The 18,751-nt window shown below is 61.3% G+C and carries 20 protein-coding genes; 11 read left to right on the forward strand and 9 right to left on the reverse strand.

Annotation, left to right across the window (positions count from 1 at the left end; all coding sequences use genetic code 11):
- Positions 1–46 precede the first annotated feature (46 nt).
- The 3 genes from gatA to ACIK7D_RS01410 all read right to left on the reverse strand — a co-directional run bounded on the left by gatA (position 47) and on the right by ACIK7D_RS01410 (position 2,699).
- Positions 47–1,528: an Asp-tRNA(Asn)/Glu-tRNA(Gln) amidotransferase subunit GatA gene (gatA, locus tag ACIK7D_RS01400; RefSeq protein ID WP_400155458.1), complete on the reverse strand. Its 1,482-nt coding sequence runs from the start codon at positions 1,526–1,528 to the stop codon at positions 47–49.
- Between the two features lie 54 nt (positions 1,529–1,582).
- Entirely contained in the window at positions 1,583–1,870 is a 288-nt protein-coding gene (gene gatC / locus ACIK7D_RS01405; RefSeq protein WP_003521472.1) for an Asp-tRNA(Asn)/Glu-tRNA(Gln) amidotransferase subunit GatC, read from the reverse strand.
- A 124-nt stretch (positions 1,871–1,994) separates the two neighbouring features.
- Positions 1,995–2,699, reverse strand: a complete 705-nt coding sequence (locus tag ACIK7D_RS01410) for a metal-dependent hydrolase (protein ID WP_400155459.1) — start codon at positions 2,697–2,699, stop codon at positions 1,995–1,997.
- An 84-nt stretch (positions 2,700–2,783) separates the two neighbouring features.
- On the opposite strand from ACIK7D_RS01410, the gene ACIK7D_RS01415 reads away from it, so the two are divergent.
- Positions 2,784–3,086: an alkylphosphonate utilization protein gene (locus ACIK7D_RS01415; protein WP_080817152.1), complete on the forward strand. Its 303-nt coding sequence runs from the start codon at positions 2,784–2,786 to the stop codon at positions 3,084–3,086.
- 14 nt (positions 3,087–3,100) lie between these two features.
- Positions 3,101–3,580, forward strand: coding sequence for a Holliday junction resolvase RuvX (gene ruvX, locus ACIK7D_RS01420; protein ID WP_003521476.1), 480 nt, complete (start codon positions 3,101–3,103; stop codon positions 3,578–3,580).
- Here ruvX and ACIK7D_RS01425 read toward each other — a convergent pair.
- The 3 genes from ACIK7D_RS01425 to ACIK7D_RS01435 form a co-directional block, all read right to left on the reverse strand.
- Positions 3,532–3,849, reverse strand: coding sequence for a DUF6105 family protein (locus ACIK7D_RS01425; RefSeq protein WP_003521478.1), 318 nt, complete (start codon positions 3,847–3,849; stop codon positions 3,532–3,534). The genes ruvX and ACIK7D_RS01425 overlap by 49 nt on opposite strands.
- Positions 3,846–3,980: a hypothetical protein gene (locus ACIK7D_RS01430; RefSeq protein WP_262535171.1), complete on the reverse strand. Its 135-nt coding sequence runs from the start codon at positions 3,978–3,980 to the stop codon at positions 3,846–3,848. Before ACIK7D_RS01430 ends, ACIK7D_RS01425 begins: the two co-directional genes overlap by 4 nt.
- 274 nt (positions 3,981–4,254) lie before the next feature.
- Complete coding sequence (locus ACIK7D_RS01435; protein ID WP_003521480.1) at positions 4,255–4,899, reverse strand: TetR/AcrR family transcriptional regulator; 645 nt, start codon at positions 4,897–4,899, stop codon at positions 4,255–4,257.
- 186 nt (positions 4,900–5,085) lie between these two features.
- On the opposite strand from ACIK7D_RS01435, the gene ACIK7D_RS01440 reads away from it, so the two are divergent.
- Positions 5,086–5,361 (forward strand): type II toxin-antitoxin system Phd/YefM family antitoxin, encoded by a 276-nt coding sequence (locus ACIK7D_RS01440; RefSeq protein WP_400155460.1) that lies wholly within the window; start codon positions 5,086–5,088, stop codon positions 5,359–5,361.
- Positions 5,361–5,783, forward strand: a complete 423-nt coding sequence (locus ACIK7D_RS01445) for a hypothetical protein (protein WP_400155461.1) — start codon at positions 5,361–5,363, stop codon at positions 5,781–5,783. Before ACIK7D_RS01440 ends, ACIK7D_RS01445 begins: the two co-directional genes overlap by 1 nt.
- Before the next feature lies 1 nt (position 5,784).
- Here the strand turns inward: ACIK7D_RS01445 and ACIK7D_RS01450 are convergent, their stop codons facing one another.
- Both ACIK7D_RS01450 and ACIK7D_RS01455 read right to left on the reverse strand, forming a co-directional pair.
- Entirely contained in the window at positions 5,785–6,396 is a 612-nt protein-coding gene (locus tag ACIK7D_RS01450) for a GNAT family N-acetyltransferase (protein WP_080817156.1), read from the reverse strand.
- Between the two features lie 137 nt (positions 6,397–6,533).
- Positions 6,534–8,186 (reverse strand): acyl-CoA dehydrogenase family protein, encoded by a 1,653-nt coding sequence (locus tag ACIK7D_RS01455; protein WP_400155462.1) that lies wholly within the window; start codon positions 8,184–8,186, stop codon positions 6,534–6,536.
- Positions 8,187–8,509: 323 nt separating this feature from the next.
- Here ACIK7D_RS01455 and ACIK7D_RS01460 point away from each other — a divergent pair, with 323 nt between their 5' ends.
- The 5 genes from ACIK7D_RS01460 (at position 8,510) to dprA (ending at position 13,239) form a co-directional block, all read left to right on the forward strand.
- Positions 8,510–8,941: a hypothetical protein gene (locus tag ACIK7D_RS01460; protein ID WP_080818742.1), complete on the forward strand. Its 432-nt coding sequence runs from the start codon at positions 8,510–8,512 to the stop codon at positions 8,939–8,941.
- A gap of 238 nt (positions 8,942–9,179) precedes the next feature.
- A complete protein-coding gene (locus tag ACIK7D_RS01465) occupies positions 9,180–10,121 on the forward strand; it encodes an aspartate carbamoyltransferase catalytic subunit (protein ID WP_003521487.1) in 942 nt (313 codons plus the stop codon).
- Positions 10,118–11,410: a dihydroorotase gene (locus tag ACIK7D_RS01470; RefSeq protein ID WP_400155463.1), complete on the forward strand. Its 1,293-nt coding sequence runs from the start codon at positions 10,118–10,120 to the stop codon at positions 11,408–11,410. Before ACIK7D_RS01465 ends, ACIK7D_RS01470 begins: the two co-directional genes overlap by 4 nt.
- Before the next feature lie 48 nt (positions 11,411–11,458).
- Positions 11,459–12,076, forward strand: a complete 618-nt coding sequence (gene plsY / locus ACIK7D_RS01475; protein ID WP_400155464.1) for a glycerol-3-phosphate 1-O-acyltransferase PlsY — start codon at positions 11,459–11,461, stop codon at positions 12,074–12,076.
- 20 nt (positions 12,077–12,096) lie between these two features.
- Positions 12,097–13,239 carry a DNA-processing protein DprA gene (gene dprA / locus ACIK7D_RS01480; RefSeq protein ID WP_137452041.1) on the forward strand — a complete coding sequence of 381 codons (1,143 nt, stop codon included), beginning with the start codon at positions 12,097–12,099 and terminating at the stop codon, positions 13,237–13,239.
- Here dprA and ACIK7D_RS01485 read toward each other — a convergent pair.
- Positions 13,192–13,425, reverse strand: a complete 234-nt coding sequence (locus ACIK7D_RS01485) for a hypothetical protein (protein WP_003521491.1) — start codon at positions 13,423–13,425, stop codon at positions 13,192–13,194. The two genes, dprA and ACIK7D_RS01485, sit on opposite strands and share 48 nt — an antisense overlap.
- A 258-nt stretch (positions 13,426–13,683) precedes the next feature.
- Here ACIK7D_RS01485 and topA point away from each other — a divergent pair, with 258 nt between their 5' ends.
- Together topA and rnr are read left to right on the forward strand one after the other, a co-directional pair.
- Positions 13,684–16,368 (forward strand): type I DNA topoisomerase, encoded by a 2,685-nt coding sequence (gene topA / locus ACIK7D_RS01490; protein WP_080817161.1) that lies wholly within the window; start codon positions 13,684–13,686, stop codon positions 16,366–16,368.
- A complete protein-coding gene (rnr, locus tag ACIK7D_RS01495; RefSeq protein ID WP_400155465.1) occupies positions 16,365–18,719 on the forward strand; it encodes a ribonuclease R in 2,355 nt (784 codons plus the stop codon). Before topA ends, rnr begins: the two co-directional genes overlap by 4 nt.
- Positions 18,720–18,751: the final 32 nt, after the last annotated feature.

The raw sequence follows: 18,751 nt of genomic DNA on the forward strand, positions 1-18,751 counted from the left end.
CGGCATTTGATGCCGCCCGTTCGTGTAGAGAGCTTGGTGAATCCACTCACCACCACTTGGCGGGCGTGAACTTGCCGGCTGCCTGCTCGATGGCGTGCGCCGTCTTGAACAGCGTTTCTTCCTCGAAAGGCTTTCCGATAAGCTGCAGGCCGAGCGGCAGGCCCTTGCCGTCAAGGCCGGCCGGAACCGAGAGGCCCGGAAGACCGGCCATGTTGACGGTGATGGTGAAGACATCCTGCAGGTACATCTTCACCGGATCGGAGGCGAGTTCCTCGTCACCGACTGCGAAGGCGGAAGACGGGGTGATCGGCGCCAGAATGGCGTCGACGCCTTCGTGGAAGACGTTTTCGAAATCGCGCTTGATCAGCGTGCGGACCTTCTGCGCCTTCAGATAATAGGCGTCGTAGTAACCGGCGGACAGCACATAGGTGCCGACCATGATGCGGCGCTGCACTTCCTTGCCGAAGCCGGCGGCGCGGCTCTTTTCGTACATGTCGGCAATGTCCTTGCCGTCGACGCGCAGGCCGTAACGGACGCCGTCGTAACGGGCAAGGTTGGACGAGGCTTCCGCCGGCGCGACGATGTAGTAAGCAGGCAGCGCGTATTTGGTGTGAGGCAGCGAAATATCGACCACTTCGGCACCGGCATCGCGCAGCCACTCGACGCCCTTGGCCCAGAGCTTTTCGATTTCTTCCGGCATGCCATCGACGCGATATTCCTTCGGAATACCGATCTTCAGGCCCTTGAGCGAGTGGCCGATGGCCTTTTCGTAATCCGGCACCGGCAGGTCCACGGAAGTCGTATCCTTGGCGTCGACGCTCGCCATGGTCTTCAGCAGGATCGCGGCATCGCGCACGTCACGGGCAATCGGGCCCGCCTGATCGAGCGAGGAAGCATAAGCGACGATGCCGAAGCGCGAGCAGCGGCCATAGGTGGGCTTGATGCCAACGGTGCCGGTGAAAGCTGCCGGCTGGCGGATGGAGCCGCCGGTATCGGTCGCGGTGGCGCCGGCGCACAGATGCGCGGCCACGGCTGCGGCGGAACCGCCGGAGGAGCCGCCGGGGACCAGCTTCTGGTCGGAGCCATTGGCGCGCCACGGGTTGATGGCCGGGCCGTACCAGGAGCTTTCATTGGACGAGCCCATGGCGAATTCGTCCATGTTGAGCTTGCCGAGCATGACGGCGCCCTGATCCCAGAGGTTCTGGGTGACGGTGGATTCATATTTCGGCTTGAAGCCATCGAGAACATGCGAACACGCCTGCGTGTGCACGTCACGGGTGGCGAAAAGGTCCTTCACGCCAAGCGGAACGCCTTCCAGCTCGCCAGCCTTGCCGGCGGCGATGCGGTCGTCGGAGGCCTTTGCCATGTCGCGCGCCTTTTCGGGCGTCGTCGCCACATAGGCGTTCAGCGCGCCGTTGGCCGCATCGATGGCTGAGAGATAGGCGTCGGTCAGCTCGAGGGCGGAGAATTCTTTGGCCTTCAGCTTTTCGCGGGCTTCGGCAATGGTCAGGCTCGTCAGGTCGGTCATGGTCGGCAACGGCTTTCGAAATCTTGGAAAAATCGGGCGGCAGAGGCGGTCGGCTTATTCGACCACTTTCGGGACCATGAAGAAGTCCCGATCGGTCGCAGGCGCATTGGCGACAATGTCTTCCGCCTTGTTGCCGTCGGTCACCACGTCGGCGCGTTTTTTCATGTCCACCGGGGTCACCGATGTCATCGGCTCGACGCCGTCGACATTCACTTCCGAAAGCTGCTCCACGAAACCGAGTATGCCGTTCAGCTGGCCGAGCATATTCTGTGCTTCTTCTTCGCTGACAGCGATACGGGCAAGGCGCGCAACGCGCTTCACGGTGGCGAGATCGACGGACATGGTTCTACTCCGATGGGATATTTCCCATTCGCTATAATCACCATGTCCGTCATTCGCAACGGTAGAAAGCATGTCGCGCCAAACTGTATGGCGGTTTGCGGTCGCGACATGCGCGGGCAAAATGTCAGAAGGACAGCGTATCGCCGGCCTTCGGCGTGTGGACGCGCGCTTCCGCCCCTTCCATGCCGGCCACGAATTTCTCCGGCGTCTGATCGATGATCGGGAAGGAGCCGTAATGGCAGGGAAGCACATGCTCAAACTTGAAGAAGCGCTGGCAGGCAAGCGCGGCGACGGCTCCGCCCATGGTGAAGCGGTCACCGATCGGCACAAGGCCGACATCCGGCTGATGCAGTTCATTGATGAGTTTCATGTCGGAGAAGATGTCGGTATCGCCCATGTGATAGACGGCCGGACCATCCTCGAAATGCAGCATCAGGCCATTGGCATTGCCGAGCGAATGGGAAACACCGTCTTCGGTGATCTGGGCAGAGGAATGCAGCGCATTGGTGAAGGTGACTGAAAAACCGTCGAAATGCACCGTGCCGCCGGTATTGCCCATATCGACCTTCGCGACGCCCTTGGCGGAAAGCCAAGCGGCAAGATCGGCATTCGCCAGCACGGTCGCGCCGGTTTCGCGGGCAAGCTGGACTGTATCGCCGACATGGTCGCCATGGCCGTGGGTCAGGAGAATATGGGTGACGCCTTCGGCTGCCGACTTTCCATCCTGCCCTGCAAAACCGGGGTTGCCGGTGAAGAACGGATCGATGAGGATCTTCGCGCTGCCGTTTTCGAGGCGGAAGGCGGAATGGCCGAGCCAGGTGATTTTCATGGGAAGTTCTCCTTTGTATTGCCGGTATATTATGACATAGGACGGCCTGAACAACCGCACTACCAATATTTAAGAGAGGCGACCATGGCCGCAAATGATGACGAGTACGTGTATGATGAGGCGACCGGTGAATGGCGACCGGCCTCCGAACTGGCTGCAGAAGCGGCGCGTGCGAATGAAGTGCGCGATGCGGCGGGCAATGTGCTGGCGGATGGCGATTCCGTCACCCTCATCAAGGATTTGAAGGTCAAGGGCACCAGCACGGTCATCAAGCAGGGTACCGTCATCAAGTCGATCCGCCTGACCGATAATCCGGAAGAGATCGATTGCAGACATGATGCGGTGAAGGGTCTGGTGCTGCGCACCGAATTCGTCCGCAAACGATAAGGGCAACATGCGACATGGCAACACTCACCATTGAGGAACTGGCGCAGGCGCTTCAGCCGGGACAGGCGATTGCCGGCCTCGACCTTGGCACGAAGACAATCGGGCTTGCCATGTCGGACCTGTCACGGCGTTTCGCAACGCCGCGCCCCGTCATCAAACGGGTGAAATTCACGCAGGATGCGGAAGTGCTGCTGGCCTTTGCCGAAAAGGAAAAAGTTTTCGCCTTCATCATCGGCCTGCCGATGAACATGGATGGTTCGGCCGGTCCCCGCGTACAGGCAACGCGCGCCTTCGTGCGCACCATGGGCGAAAAAACCGCCCTGCCCTTCATTTTCTGGGATGAGCGGCTTTCGACGGTCGCGGCCGAGCGCGCATTGCTGGAAATGGACGTCTCACGCGCAAAGCGCGCCGAACGCATCGATTCGGCCGCGGCAAGCTTCATTCTTCAGGGCGCGCTGGACAGGCTTTCCGCACTCACCCGCGCGGCCGACTGACGGCCCTGCCACCAGGCCGCAATCTGCTTTCTCTTGCGGAAGGCGAGAATCGCAAAAACGATCAGGCTGTCGACGGCGATGGCGCGCGCCACCAGCGGCGGCAGGCTTTCCGGCGGCAGGCCGAGAATATTGCCGTAAATCTCGAACACCAGATCATGGGTCTGGCGTGTGAGCATGTAGAAACCGAAGCTCATGTCGTAATAGGAAAGCCAGTACCAGCTGCCCAGCAGCGCGACGGGACCGGCCCAGAGGATCAGAAACCACTTCATGCCGCCTGCCCCCGCACAAACATCGTATCGGGAACGCCGGCAAGCACCGCCCAGCGCACCACGGCCATAAGGCAGAGGTTCAGCGCCGGCACGTCGATATCCAACGGCAGCATCACAAAAAACGTCATCATGACGCCTAAAGCTGTCCAGCGGCTCACTTGCGGCTCCCTTATGCGCAGTCATTGCGCATGGTTAACATTTCGTTAATTCACACTGGACCGGCAGCCATGGCGAGGCAAATGAAAGCTGTCATTATGGTTAACGACGGCGGCCGGCATGTGGAAAAGAATGTGATCGCGTGAACGGCCGGATGCGTCGGGCGGTTGCCGGCCCGATGAAAACATGACTGATTTTTCTTTAATGCGCAGGTCCAGGCGCGACTGCCTTGCGCCTGCGGAAACCGGTTCAGCCGTAAACGCCGCGCACCAGCCTTTTGACGGCAGTGGCGATCTTGTCCCAGTCCCGGTCCGATTTAAGCGGTACGCCCGCGAACTGGCCGCTGGTGGCAGCGGAAATGACGAGGTGCTGAATGGCGGCGAACAGTACGGCATTGACCGCCGCTGTATCCACACCCTTCGGCGCCGCCAGCGAACCGCGCATACGCTCCAGCCATTTGCCGAGCGATTTGGCGCGGGCTTCGGCCAGCTGGCGCACCTGCGGTGAACCGTCAGACACTTCCCAGGCGATGATCTTACAGACGAGAGGATCGCTGCGCAGCGCATCCATAAAATAGAGCGCCAGCTTTTCCATGAGGTCGCCATAGGTCAAAAGGAACATGCCGCCGGTATCTTCCGGAATGCGATCCTTCACCCAGGAACCGAGGTCCTCGCCGATCGCCTCGATCAGGCCATCGAGGCCGCCGAAATAACGGTAGATGAGCTGCTTGTCGCAGCCGGCGCGGCGGGCAACGGCATTGATGCCAAAACCCTGAAACCCCTCTTCGGCAAGCAGCGACCGCGCCGCATTAAAAATCGCCTTCTCGGTCTGAGCGCGATCCTTGATGCGCTTTTCCGGTCTGTCGGCTGAAATCGCCTCTGCGGTCGCCAGCATGATTCCCTACCCGTTTTCTGAAAGGCCTTCCTCAACGGGTTAACAAAGCATGAAGGGAAGAACAACGTGGCGGAGCGGATGGAAAGAAGGTTCTTGTGGATGAGCGGGCCGCCAGACCAAAATCGACGGCTTTAAATTTTCTGTATTTTCTGTATTATTCAGGAAATACAGATTTGAGGATTCCTCATGAAAAGAAAATCCATTTCCACGGCGGAGTTTATGCGACATTTCGGTCGCTACCATGACGAAGCGCAGAAATCGCCCATTTTGCTGACGAAGCATGGGCGACCTTCTGTCGTGGTGGTGCCGGTCGAACTTTTCGAAAAAATCCTGGGAAGCGACGATCCGCGCAGGTCTTACGCAGCCGGCGAAATGCCCGATGAATTGGCCGCCATGTTCAACACCCAGCTGGAGAAAGACTCCGAAGAATATCGGACATCCCGCGATGAGCAGGACAGATAATGTCCAAGTTCAGACGCGGTGATATCGTTTCCTATCCCTATTTGTGGCGATGGCAGTCTACGGCTAATCCAACGCGTGACTATGGGGAAAAAGATCGCCCCGTCTGCATGATCCTGACGATTACGGACGCGCAGGGCTTGTCGCATATATTGCTGCTGCCCATTTCATCGAAACCGCCGCAGGACAGCCAGCAGCGGGCAATCGAAATACCGAAGCTCGAGCTTCGGCGCGCAAAACTAACCGACTATGATCGCGGCTGGATCACCGTCAGCGAATGCAATTACGACGTGATCGAACGATCCTACCATTTCAACGCTCTTCAACAGCCCATCGGGCGTTTCAGCGAGACATTTCTTGAAGACATTCGCACTGCCTTTGCACCGTTTCTAGCGGCGGGGGCAGCGCGGGTCATTAGAACCTGAATCATTCCAGCGCCATGCCGAACCAGACGCTGCCCGGCGTTTCGTGGCTTTCAAGGCGTTTGAAGCCACGCGTTTCCCAGAAGCGCATGCCCGCATGGTTGCGTTCGCTGGCACCAAGGTGGATGCCGTAGACGTTGTTCTGTCTCGCCATATCGAGCCAGCGCGACAGAAGCCGGGTGCCGCCGCCCTTGCCCTGCGTGCGCGGCAAGAGGTTCATGTGGATATGGGCCGGAAACGGGTCGGTAAGCCAGGTGGGCGTGCGGCGTGGATGGTGGATGAACTGGGCGCGGCGCTGGTCGGCGTCCCATGTCTGCTGGTCGCCGCCGGGATCGGGGTAAAGGCTGCGCAGATGCGGCCACCATTCCCGCTCCAGCCGTTCTTCGTGCACCGCCGTATCGAGTGCGCCGACGATATAACCGCACACACCTTCCTCATCCTCCGCCACGAAAACGGCATCGGGCCAGAGATGCAGATAGGGCACGGAGTAGATATGCCCGACCATACGGCCATCATTATAAAGGGCGGTGGCGTCCTGCCCGGCATCGCCGGTGGCGAGGCTTATGGCGTAGAGCGCGTCTTCATCCTCGGCGCGGGCGGAACGGAAGGTCAGCATTGGCAGCCGCCTTCCCTTGCCGCGCATCGATGCGCGAAAGTGTCACGACAGATCAGAACACGCTTTACGCCATTGCTGTTTTTCAAATCCGAGACCCCTCCCGCCGGGACTGCAAAACCTTCATCCGCATGCATCGGTCAAGATGCAGGCGGATAAAGAAGATCGATTATATAATTCGGATCGAAGCGGGAATCGAGCATGCCGTAAGTATGCCGCCAGCCGCCTGCGAGACGGGTCTCGAGGAAGGCATCGGCGATCTTGCCGGCGCCGAGGCGGCAAAGCTCGGCGGCAGCGGCCGCAAGCGCGAACTGCTCCACCAGCAGGCGGGCCGCTCCCTCGTCGCGTTCGGCAAGGGCGATTGCGGCGCGCAGCACGTCGGTGGTCTTTTTACCGGCTGCCCCGAGATCGTGCTCCAGCGTCTGGAAAACGAGATCGAACAGATCCTTGCCGCGCTGGAGAACCCGCAGCACATCCAGGGCCATGACGTTGCCGGAGCCTTCCCAGATGGCGTTGACGGGCGCTTCGCGATAGTGGCGGGCAATCGGCCGCTCTTCCACGTAACCGTTGCCGCCAAGGCACTCCATGGCCTCATAGATAAGCGCCGGCGCAATTTTGCAGCACCAGTATTTCACGATGGGCGTCATCACCCGCGCATAGGCGGCTTCGGCCGGATTGTTGCGGGCGGCGTCGAATGCGGTCGCCAGCCGGAAGGAGAGCGCGGTGGCCGCCGCCACATCCAGCGCCATGTCGGCAAGAACGCGCGTCATGATCGGCTGTGTGACCAGCATCTTGCCGAAAACAGAACGGCCGCGGGCATAATGTACGGCTTCGGCAAGCGAGGCGCGCATCATGCCGGCGGAGGCAAGCGCGCAATCGAGCCGCGTCAGCGTCACCATGTCGAGGATCGTACGGATACCGCTGCCGGGATCGCCCAGCAGATAACCGAAGGCATCGGTGAATTCGACTTCGGCGGATGCGTTGGAGCGGTTGCCGAGCTTGTCCTTCAGGCGCTGGAAATGCAGGCCGTTCTTCGAACCGTCTTCCAGATAGCGCGGCACGAGGAAGCAGCCCATGCCGTCGCCCATCTGGGCGAGCATGACGAAACCGTCGCTCATCGGCGCGGACAGGAACCACTTGTGACCGGACAGGCGATAAATGCCCTCTCCCACCCGCTCGGCCGTCGTGCGGTTGGCGCGCACATCCGTGCCGCCCTGCTTTTCCGTCATGCCCATGCCAATGGTGACGGCGGTTTTCTGCAGGGCCGGTTTCTGCGAGGAATCATATTTGCGCGAGAGAATCTTCGGCGCCCATTCCTTCTGCACACGCGGCGAAGCCATGATGGCCGCGACGGAGGCGCTGGTCATGGTCAGCGGGCAAAGATGCCCGGCCTCGAGTTGCGAGGTGAGGTAGAACTTCGTGGCGCGGGCCTTGTGTTCGTTGCCGCGCGTATCGGGAGAATTTTCCCAGACGCTGGAATGCAGGCCTGACGACATGGAACGGCGCATCAGCGCATGCCAGGCCGGATGGAACTCCACCTGATCCAGACGCTCGCCGCGCGGGCCGTGGGTATGCAGCTGCGGCACGCCCTGATTGGCCATGCGCGCCAGTTCCTGCGCCTCATGCGACGTGACGTAGCGGCCGAGCTGGTCGAACTCGTCCCTCAGATTGCGCGACAGGCCGGAGGTGAGATCGACGATCAGCGGATCGGAACGATAGGCGTTGATACCGGACCAGAGGCTTGGCTGGTTCAGTTCGGCGAGCGTTTCTTCTGTCCGGGAATTCTGGGTCATCCGCTGCTTCTAGCTGTTTTGTACTGGCGTTGCATAGTGGGGTGATATTGCATAATTCCACCCGCAGGAAGCGATTGAGACGATTAAACCGCCGCTTTCAGCATTTTTCGGGAGTGATCCTGATTTAGGTATCCGGCCCGGCGAATGCCAAACAGGTTTCCGCAAGATCAACGACAGTCCCCAAAAAAGCCGCGCAGAAGTTGCGGCAGAGACCGGCGGGCATGCGGATAAATGCATTCTCCATAATCTGCGGCCTGACGTGGAACCTGCGGCAGGCTTTTTCGGTTGGCGACTCTGCTGAACGGCTGCACAGGGAGGAGACCATGGAGGCCAGCGTAAGAAAGCTCTTCGAGCGATATGAACGATTTTTCAACAGGTCCCTCAAGGGTGACATGGATATGGAGGAGGTCGCCTCCCTCTACGCCTCAGACTTCATCGCCGCCTCCCCCGCCGGGGTAATGACCGGAAAGAACGATGACCACTTGAAGCAGGTCATGATGAAGGGTTACGAGCGCTACCGGACGATCGGAACGAAGGAGATGCGGATACGCGACATCCGTATCTCGCCCATCGATGAACATCATTGCCTTGCCCATGTTGCCTGGACGGCGACCTTTGCCCGCAAACGGCAACCGGATGCCGCAATCGATTTCGATGTTCATTACTTCGTCCAGAGGCTGGACGGAGCGCCGAAAGTTTTCGGCTGGGCGTCAGGCGACGAACAGGCGCTTTTGAAGGAGCATGGCATCGTCTGATGCCTGCGCCTTCCATCGTCGGGCCGTTTGTCCTCGAGGGTTGGGGAAACATCGCCATGTTTTCATTTCAGGAGTTGCGGGCGCTTGCCCCGCGACCATGCAGTCTCTATAGAGCGCAGGACCGAATTCCGCCGCACTCCTGAGGCGTGTTCACAGCGAATGGGAGCGCACGGATCAGCATTCGGGCGTTCCGGGCATTTTCACGGGAAAATGCGGCGCCCGTCAGGAGGCAAACCGCATGGTCTTCTTCCCCCATCGCCATCTCCTCGGCATCAAGGGGCTTTCCCATCAGGATATTACCCTGCTTCTCGACAAAGCCGACGAGGCGGTGAAAATCAGCCGCCAGCGCGAGAAAAAGACCTCGACGCTTCGGGGCCTGACGCAGATCAACCTGTTCTTCGAAGCCTCGACGCGCACGCAGTCCTCCTTCGAGCTTGCCGGAAAGCGTCTCGGCGCAGACGTGATGAACATGTCGGTCGGCAATTCCTCGGTGAAGAAGGGCGAAACGCTGATCGATACGGCGATGACGCTGAACGCCATGCGCCCGGATGTGCTGGTGGTTCGCCACTCCTCCGCCGGTGCGGCCGCGCTGCTCGCGCAAAAGGTCGCCTGCTCCGTCGTCAATGCCGGCGACGGCCAGCATGAGCACCCGACGCAGGCGCTGCTCGACGCACTGACCATCCGCCGCGCCAAGGGCGAACTGTCCGGCATCACGGTGGCTATCTGCGGCGACGTGCTGCATTCGCGCGTTGCCCGCTCCAACATCATCCTGCTCAACCAGATGGGCGCGCGCGTCCGCGTCGTCGCCCCCGCCACGCTGCTGCCCTCCGGTATCCGCGACATGAGCGTGGAAGTCTTCCACGACATGAAGGAAGGGCTGAAGAACGCCGATGTGGTGATGATGCTGCGCCTCCAGCGCGAGCGCATGTCCGGCTCCTTCGTGCCTTCGGTGCGCGAATATTTCCATTATTACGGCCTCGACGCCGAAAAGCTGAAGGCGGCGAAGGAGGATGCGCTGGTCATGCATCCCGGCCCGATGAACCGCGGCGTGGAAATCGCCTCCGACGTGGCCGACGGTCCGCAGAGCGTGATCGAAAGTCAGGTTGAAATGGGGGTTGCCGTGCGCATGGCGGTCATGGAAACCCTGCTTGTCTCGCAAAATCAGGGTGAGCGCGTATGAGTGCCGTTACCGTTCTCAAGAACCTTCGCATCGTCGATCCTTCCCGTGATCTCGACGAGACCGGCAGTGTGATCATCGGCGCCGACGGCACCATTCTGGCGGCCGGCAAGGACGCGCATAATCAGGGCGCTCCCGAAGGGGCGACCGTTCGCGACGGCAAGGGTCTGCTGGCCGTTCCCGGTCTGGTGGACGCTCGTGTTTTCGTTGGCGAACCCGGCGCAGAGCACCGCGAAACCATCGAATCCGCCTCGCGCGCGGCAGCGGCTGGCGGCGTCACCAGCATCATTGTCATGCCCGATACCGATCCCGTCATCGATGACATCGCACTGGTCGAATATGTGAAGAAGACGGCGCGCGACAAGGCGCTCGTCAATGTGCATCCCGCAGCAGCACTCACCAAGGGTCTGAACGGCGAGGAAATGACCGAATTCGGCATGTTGAAGGAAGCCGGCGCGGTGGCCTTCACCAATGGCCGCAAGGCGCTTTCCGATACGCTGGTGCTGCGCCGTGCCATGACCTATGCACGCGAACTGGGCGCAGTGATCGCGCTCGAGACGCGCGACAAATATATCGGCGACGGTGACATGAATGAGGGGCTTTTCGCAAGCTGGCTCGGGTTGTCGGGCGTTCCGAAGGAAGCCGAGATCATTCCGCTGGAGCGCGACCTGCGCATTGCCGGGCTGACACAGGCGATCTACCACGCTGCCAAGATTTCCGTGCCCGAATCGGCAGAGGCGATCCGCGTTGCCCGGCAGCGGGGCGTAAAGGCCACCTGCGGCATCTCGATCAACCATCTGACGCTCAACGAGAACGATATCGGCGAATACCGCACCTTCTTCAAGCTCTCCCCGCCGCTGCGCGCCGAAGACGACCGCAAGGCCATGGTGGAAGCGCTGAAGGACGGCACCATCGACATTATTGTCTCCTCGCACGACCCGCAGGATGTCGACACCAAGCGGCTGCCGTTTTCGGATGCCGCGAGCGGCGCGGTCGGGCTTGAAACCCTGCTGGCGGCGGCGCTGCGCCTGCACCATAGCGGCGAAGTTCCGCTGATGCGGCTGATCGATGCGCTCTCCACCCGCCCGGCCAAGATTTTCGGACTGGATGCGGGAACGCTGAAGGCGGGCGCGAAGGCCGATATCACGCTGATCGACCTCGACGAGCCATGGCTCGTGGCAAAGGAGCAGCTGGTCTCGAAATCCAAGAACACCCCGTTCGAGGATGCCCGTTTCAGCGGCCGCGCGGTTGCCACTTATGTGGCTGGCAAAGCCGTTCATTCCTTGGCATAAGATCACCAACAGAGATCACGCGGCCAGCGCGACAGAGGGGACGTTTGAATGAGTGCTTTGACTGACTGGCAGACGGCGCCTGCCCTTCTCGCGCTTTCGGCGCTGATCGGCTATCTGTTCGGCTCCATCCCTTTCGGCCTCATTCTCACCCGCATGGCGGGGCTGGGCGACGTGCGCAAGATCGGCTCCGGCAATATCGGCGCCACCAACGTGCTGCGCACCGGCAACAAGAAGCTCGCCGCCGCAACCCTGCTGCTGGACGCGCTTAAGGGCACGGCGGCGGTTCTGGTCGCCAATGCGCTCTGGGGTTACGAAGCGTCGCTGGTCGCCGGTTTATTCGCCTTTCTCGGGCACCTGTTTCCGGTTTGGCTCGGCTTCAAGGGCGGCAAGGGTGTGGCGACCTATATCGGCGTGCTCCTGGGTGCCGCACCGCTGATGATGCTGGCCTTTGCGCTCATCTGGCTCGCAACCGCCTTCATCACCCGCTACTCGTCGCTTTCGGCGCTTTTGGCCATGCTGGTCATTCCCGTGGCCCTCTGGGTGCTCGGACCTGAAAAGACGGCGCTGCTGGTGACGCTGTTGAGTGCGATTTCATGGTGGAAGCACCGCGAGAACATCGCGCGCCTGCTGGCGGGCACTGAAAGCAGGATCGGGCAAAAGGGCTGAGACCCATTTAAGGATATGCCATGCCGCATGAGGAAACGACACGGCAGGGCATTGAGCTTTCCGCGCGGCAGCGGGTCGCGTGGCTGAGGCTCATCCGCAGCGACAATATCGGTCCCGTCACCTTCCGCGAACTCATCAATCATTTCGGCAGCGCCGAAAAGGCGCTCGATGCCCTGCCCGAGCTTTCAAGGCGCGGCGGCTCGTCGCGCAGCCCACGCATCGCCACGCAGGCGGAGGCGGAAGGCGAGATCGAGACCGCGGAGAAATTCGGCGCGCGTTTCGTCGGCATCGGTGAGCCGGATTACCCGCCTGCCCTGCGGCAGCTGGATGGCGCGCCGCCGCTGATCGCCATGAAAGGATCGGCAGCGACCGCGACAAGACCGAGCGTCGGCATCGTCGGCTCGCGCAATGCCTCCATCAACGGCGCGAAATTCGCCGCCATGCTGGCGCGCGATTGCGGCCGCGCCGGCTATAGCATCGCTTCGGGGCTGGCGCGCGGCATCGATGCGGCCGCACACCGGGCAAGCCTTGCAACCGGCACGGTTGCCATGCTGGCCGGCGGTCTCGACCGCCCCTACCCGCAGGAAAATTTCGGGCTCTTGCAGGAGATATACGATCAGGGCGGCGCGACGATCAGCGAAATGCCCTTCGGCTGGGAACCGCGCGCCCGCGATTTTCCCCGCCGCAACCGATTGATCGCCGGTGTCTCCCTCGGTGTCGTCATCGTCGAGGCGGCCGAACGCTCCGGTTCGCTGATTACGGCAAGGCTTGCCGGCGAAGCGGGACGGCTGGTTTTCGCCGTGCCCGGCTCCCCGCTCGATGCGCGCTGCGAGGGCACCAATCGGCTGATCAAGGAAGGCGCGATGCTGACCACGGGCGCGGCCGATATTCTGGAGGCGCTGCGGCCGCTGATGGAGCCGCAATTGCCCTATGGCCGCAAGATCGAGGAACCGAGATCCGACACCGAGATGTCACCACCAGGGGACGACGAGCGCAGCATCATCGCCGCCGCTCTCGGTCCCTCGCCCGTGGAAACGGACGATATCATCCGTCACACAGGTTTTTCCGCTGCAACCGTTCACCTGGTGCTGCTGGAGCTTGATATTGCCGGACGTCTAAACCGGCATGCCGGGGGGCGTGTGTCGCTCTTCATCGCGGATTGACAGCTTGCGCCGTCCGCTCTGGATATCGCCGACTTCGACATAGGCCATCTCGATCAGATAACACAGCATGTCGGCCCCCTCACGGCTTGCGACCTGCCGCAGCTCCGCCAGCATCTGGCGAATGTAAGCCAAGTTCTCTCTGGTCCCTTCATTATCGGCATTATTGTTTGTTGCGTTGGGGACCATATATCTATCCTGCAAAATTTGCCTGAAACGAAGAGCAATAAGTCGATTCAAATGATGTTGCCCATCATAACCAATTTACCAAAGATTGCAATACAACAATAGATTATCCATAGGTTGCAATCGCCTTGAAGCGATAAAATCGGTCTTGCCTCTTGACCCGCGCGCATTACCTGTCCATGTCGAAATATAAAGAAGGCGAATTGCGGCATTGCGCCGTGACCCGGCCACGTTAACGGACCAGTTCCAGAGAAAAACAATATGAATGTCGTCGTCGTAGAATCTCCTGCCAAAGCCAAGACGATCAACAAGTATCTTGGCTCGGGCTACAAGGTTCTTGCATCCTTTGGCCACGTCAGAGACCTTCCTGCCAAGGACGGATCGGTGCTGCCCGACCAGGATTTCGAAATGTCCTGGGAGGTCGACAGCGCATCCGCCAAGCGCATGAAGGATATTGCCGATGCGGTAAAATCCTCCGACGGCCTCATTCTCGCAACCGACCCGGATCGCGAAGGCGAGGCCATCTCCTGGCACGTTCTCGATCTTTTGAAGAAGAAGCGCGTCCTCGGCGACAAGCCGGTGAAGCGCGTGGTCTTCAACGCCATCACCAAAAAAGCGGTGCTGGACGCCATGGCGAACCCGCGCGACATCGACGTGCCGCTGGTCGACGCCTATCTCGCCCGCCGCGCGCTGGATTATCTCGTCGGCTTCAATCTGTCGCCCGTGCTGTGGCGCAAGCTGCCCGGCGCGCGTTCCGCCGGCCGCGTTCAGTCGGTTGCGCTGCGCCTCGTCTGCGACCGCGAATCCGAGATCGAGCGTTTCGTCTCCGAGGAGTACTGGAACATCAGCGCGCTTTTGAAGACACCGCGCGGTGACGAGTTCGAAGCCAAGCTGGTTTCGGCCGATGGCAAGCGCCTGCAAAGCCGCTCGATCAAGACCGGAGACGATGCGAACCGGCTGAAGGCGCTGCTGGAAGGCGCGACCTATGTGGTCGAAAGCGTCGAGGCGAAACCCGTCAAGCGCAATCCCGGCCCGCCCTTCACCACTTCGACGCTGCAGCAGGCGGCCTCCTCGCGCATGGGCTTTTCCGCCTCGCGCACCATGCAGGTGGCGCAGAAACTTTACGAAGGCATCGACATCGGCGGCGAGACCGTCGGTTTGATCACCTATATGCGTACCGATGGCGTGCAGATGGCCCCGGAAGCGATCGATGCCGCCCGCCGCGCCATTGGCGAGCAGTTCGGCGGCCGTTACGTGCCGGAAAAGGCGCGTTTCTATTCCACCAAAGCCAAAAACGCCCAGGAGGCGCACGAGGCGATCCGCCCGACCGATTTCAATCGCACGCCGGATCAGGTGAAGCGTTACCTCGATCCTGATCAGCTGCGTCTTTATGACCTGATTTGGAAGCGCGGCATAGCGAGCCAGATGGCCTCGGCGGAAATCGAGCGGACCACGGTGGAAATCCTCGCCAGCAATGGCGGCGAAAAGGCTGGCCTGCGCGCCGTCGGCTCTGTCATCCGCTTCGACGGTTTCATCGCCGCCTATACCGACCAGAAGGAAGATGGCGAACAGAGCGATGACGGTGACGACGAAGGTCGTCTGCCGCCGATCAACGAGCGCGAGAACCTCGCCAAGCAGAAGATCAACGCCAGCCAGCACTTCACCGAACCGCCGCCGCGTTATTCGGAAGCCTCGCTGATCAAGAAGATGGAAGAACTCGGCATCGGCCGTCCTTCCACCTATGCGGCAACGCTTAAGACGCTGAGCGACCGTGAATATATCGTCGTCGACAAGCGCAAGCTGGTGCCGCATTCGCGCGGCCGGCTGGTGACGGCTTTCCTCGAAAGCTTCTTCACCAAGTACGTAGAATACGACTTCACCGCCGCGCTTGAAGAAAAGCTCGACCGGATTTCCGCCGGCGAACTGGACTGGAAGCAGGTTCTGCGCGATTTCTGGAAGGATTTCTTCGCCCAGATCGAAGACACCAAGGAACTGCGTGTCACCAACGTTCTGGATGCGCTGAACGAGGTTCTGGCGCCGCTGGTCTTCCCCAAGCGCGAGGATGGTTCCGATCCGCGCATCTGTCAGGTTTGCGGCACCGGCAATCTTTCGCTGAAGCTTGGCAAATACGGCGCTTTCGTCGGTTGCTCCAACTATCCGGAATGCAACTACACCCGCCAGCTGACCTCGGACGGTTCGGAAGCCGAAGCTGCGGCTTCGAACGAGCCGAAGGCGCTGGGCGCCGATCCCATGACCGGCGAGGAGCTGACGCTGCGCTCCGGCCGTTTCGGGCCCTATATCCAGCGCGGTGACGGCAAGGAGGCCAAGCGCTCCTCGCTGCCCAAGGGCTGGAAGCCTGAGGATATCGACCACGAAAAGGCGTTGGCGCTCATCAACCTGCCGCGCGATATCGGCAAGCACCCGGAAACCGGCAAGATGATTTCCGCCGGCCTCGGCCGCTATGGGCCGTTCCTGCTGCATGACGGTTCCTATGCGAATCTCGAAAGCATCGAGGACGTGTTCTCTATCGGCCTCAACCGCGCCGTGACCGTGATTGCCGAAAAGCAGAGCAAGGGACCGGGTCGCGGCCGCAGCGGCACGCCGGCGGCGCTGAAGGAACTTGGCGACCATCCAGATGGCGGCGCGATCACCGTTCGCGACGGGCGTTATGGCGCTTACGTCAACTGGGGCAAGGTCAACGCCACCATTCCGAAGGGTCAGGACCCGGCTTCGGTGACGCTGGACGAGGCGCTGGTGCTGATCGCCGAGCGCATCGCCAAGACCGGCACCGGCGGCAAGCCTGCCAAGGGCAGGAAGACGGCTGCCAAGAAGGCCGATGGTGACGCCGCAGCAAAGCCGAAGGCGACCAAGGCCAAGGCGGCAACGAAGAGCAAGACGGCCGCCAAGCCGAAGGCAGCGGCCAAACCCAAGAAGGCAGCAGAGTGAGCAAAGCGCCGCGTCAGAGACAGGGTTCAGCCAGCGACGGTTTCGGACGCACCGGGCGCGGCAAGCGGGTCAGTGAAGGTGAAGGCATCATCCATGGCGAGGTGCCTTCCCGCGAGGTGCTGCTGAAATTCATCGCCGACCATCCGCAACAGGCCTCCAAGCGGGAAATCGCCAAGGCTTTCGGGCTGAAGGGTGAAAACCGCGTCGTTCTCAAAGCGCTGCTGAAAGAGCTTGAAACCGACGGCATGGTGCAGAAGAGCCGCAAGTCGCTGACGCGGCCGGGCGGCCTGCCGCCGGTCACGGTTCTCGATATCACCACCCGCGACAAGGACGGCGAATTGATCGGTCGCCCGGCCGAATGGCCGGAGGATATGGGTGCGGCGCCGGCCGTGCTCATCCGCCAGTCATCGCAGGATCGCGGCAAGAAGGCGCCGGCCGCTGGTCTTGGCGACCGCATTCTGGCGAAAATCTTCCCCTCCAAGGAAAGCTCCGGCCCGGCCTATACGGCCCGCGTCGTCAAGCTGATCGACCGCCGCCAGAACGCGCTGCTCGGCGTGTTCAAGGAGACGGCGGGCGGCGGCGGACGCCTGATGCCGATCGACCGGCGCGGCGAGGAAATGGTCATTGACCCCGACGGCGTCGGCGATGCAAAAGACGGCGATCTGATCGAGGTGGAAACCTCGCGCAATAGCGGCCGTTACGGGCTGACGCGCGCCAAGGTGCTATCGGTCATCGGCTCGGTGGCCTCGGAAAAGGCGATCTCGATGATCGCGATCCATTCCCACGGCATTCCGCACATCTTCCCCTCGAACGTTCTGGCCGAGGCGGATGCCGCCAAGGCGGCCAGCATGTCGCACCGCGAGGACTGGCGCGACCTGCCGCTCATCACCATCGATCCGGCCGACGCCAAGGACCATGACGACGCGGTCTATGCCGAGCCCGACACGTCGCCCGACAATCCTGACGGTGTCATCGTCACCGTCGCCATTGCCGATGTCTCCTGGTATGTGCGTTCCGGTTCGCCGCTGGACCGCGAAGCGCTGAAGCGCGGCAACTCCGTCTATTTCCCCGACCGCGTCGTGCCGATGCTGCCGGAGCGCATTTCCAACGATCTCTGCTCGCTGAAGGAAGGCGTCGACCGCCCTGCCCTTGCGGTGCGGATGATCTTTTCGAAGGAAGGCCGCAAGGCCGGCCACACCTTCCACCGCATCATGATGAAGAGCGCTGCCAAGCTCTCCTATCAACAGGCACAGGCCGCCATCGATGGACGGCCGGACGACAAGACCGGCCCGCTGCTGGAACCGATCCTTAAGCCGCTATGGCACGCCTATGCGGTGATGAAGCGCGGCCGCGACCGCCGCCAGCCGCTGGAACTCGACATGCCGGAGCGCAAGATTCAGCTCAGGCCCGACGGTACGGTGGACAAGGTCGTCATTCCCGAGCGCCTCGACGCGCATAAGCTGATCGAGGAAATGATGATCCAGGCGAATGTCGCCGCTGCAGAAACGCTGGAGAAGAAGAAGCAGCCGCTGGTCTATCGCGTCCATGATGCGCCCACGCTTTCCAAGCAGGAGGTGCTGCGTGAATTCCTCGGCACCATCGGCATTTCCATGGCCAAGGGTGCGGCGATGCGCGCCAATTCCTTCAACGGCATTCTGGCCCGCGCACTCGATACGCCGCACCAGATCATGGTCAACGAGATGGTGCTGCGCAGCCAGAGCCAGGCAATCTACAGCCCGGAGAATATCGGCCATTTTGGCCTCAACCTGATGAAATATGCGCATTTCACCTCGCCGATCCGCCGTTATGCCGACCTCATCGTGCATCGCGCGCTGGTGGGGTCGCTTGGCCTCGGCGAAGGCGGCAACACGCCGCAGGAAGAGGCGACGCTGGACGATATCGCCGCCGAAATCTCGACCTTCGAGCGCCGCGCCATGGCTGCCGAACGCGACACCGTCAACCGGCTGATCGCGCATCATCTGTCTGAACGGGTGGGCGAAGAATTCGAGGGCCGCGTCTCCGGTGTCACCAAGGCGGGACTTTTTGTCGCGCTTCCGCAATTTGGCGCCGACGGTTTTGTTCCTATATCTACACTCGGAACCGACTATTTCCTTTACGATGAGGCCCATCAGGCCCTGACAGGAGAAAAGACGGGCCTCGGATACCAGCTTGGCGACACGGTTCAGGTGCGGCTTGCGGAAGCGGTGCCTTTGGCAGGCGCGCTTCGTTTCGATATGCTGAGCCCGGGGCGCAAGATGCCGGTCGGCACGCGCTCGTTCCACAAGGCAGGCCGGCGGACATCGCGTCCTGCCGCAAAGCCCGGAACACGGCCGCCCAGAAGGCGACGATAACAAGGCCGCTTCAGGCGGTTGAAAAACGGGAG

The sequence above is a fragment of the Agrobacterium sp. P15N1-A genome, from assembly GCF_044626815.1.
GTDB lineage: Bacteria > Pseudomonadota > Alphaproteobacteria > Rhizobiales > Rhizobiaceae > Agrobacterium > Agrobacterium leguminum.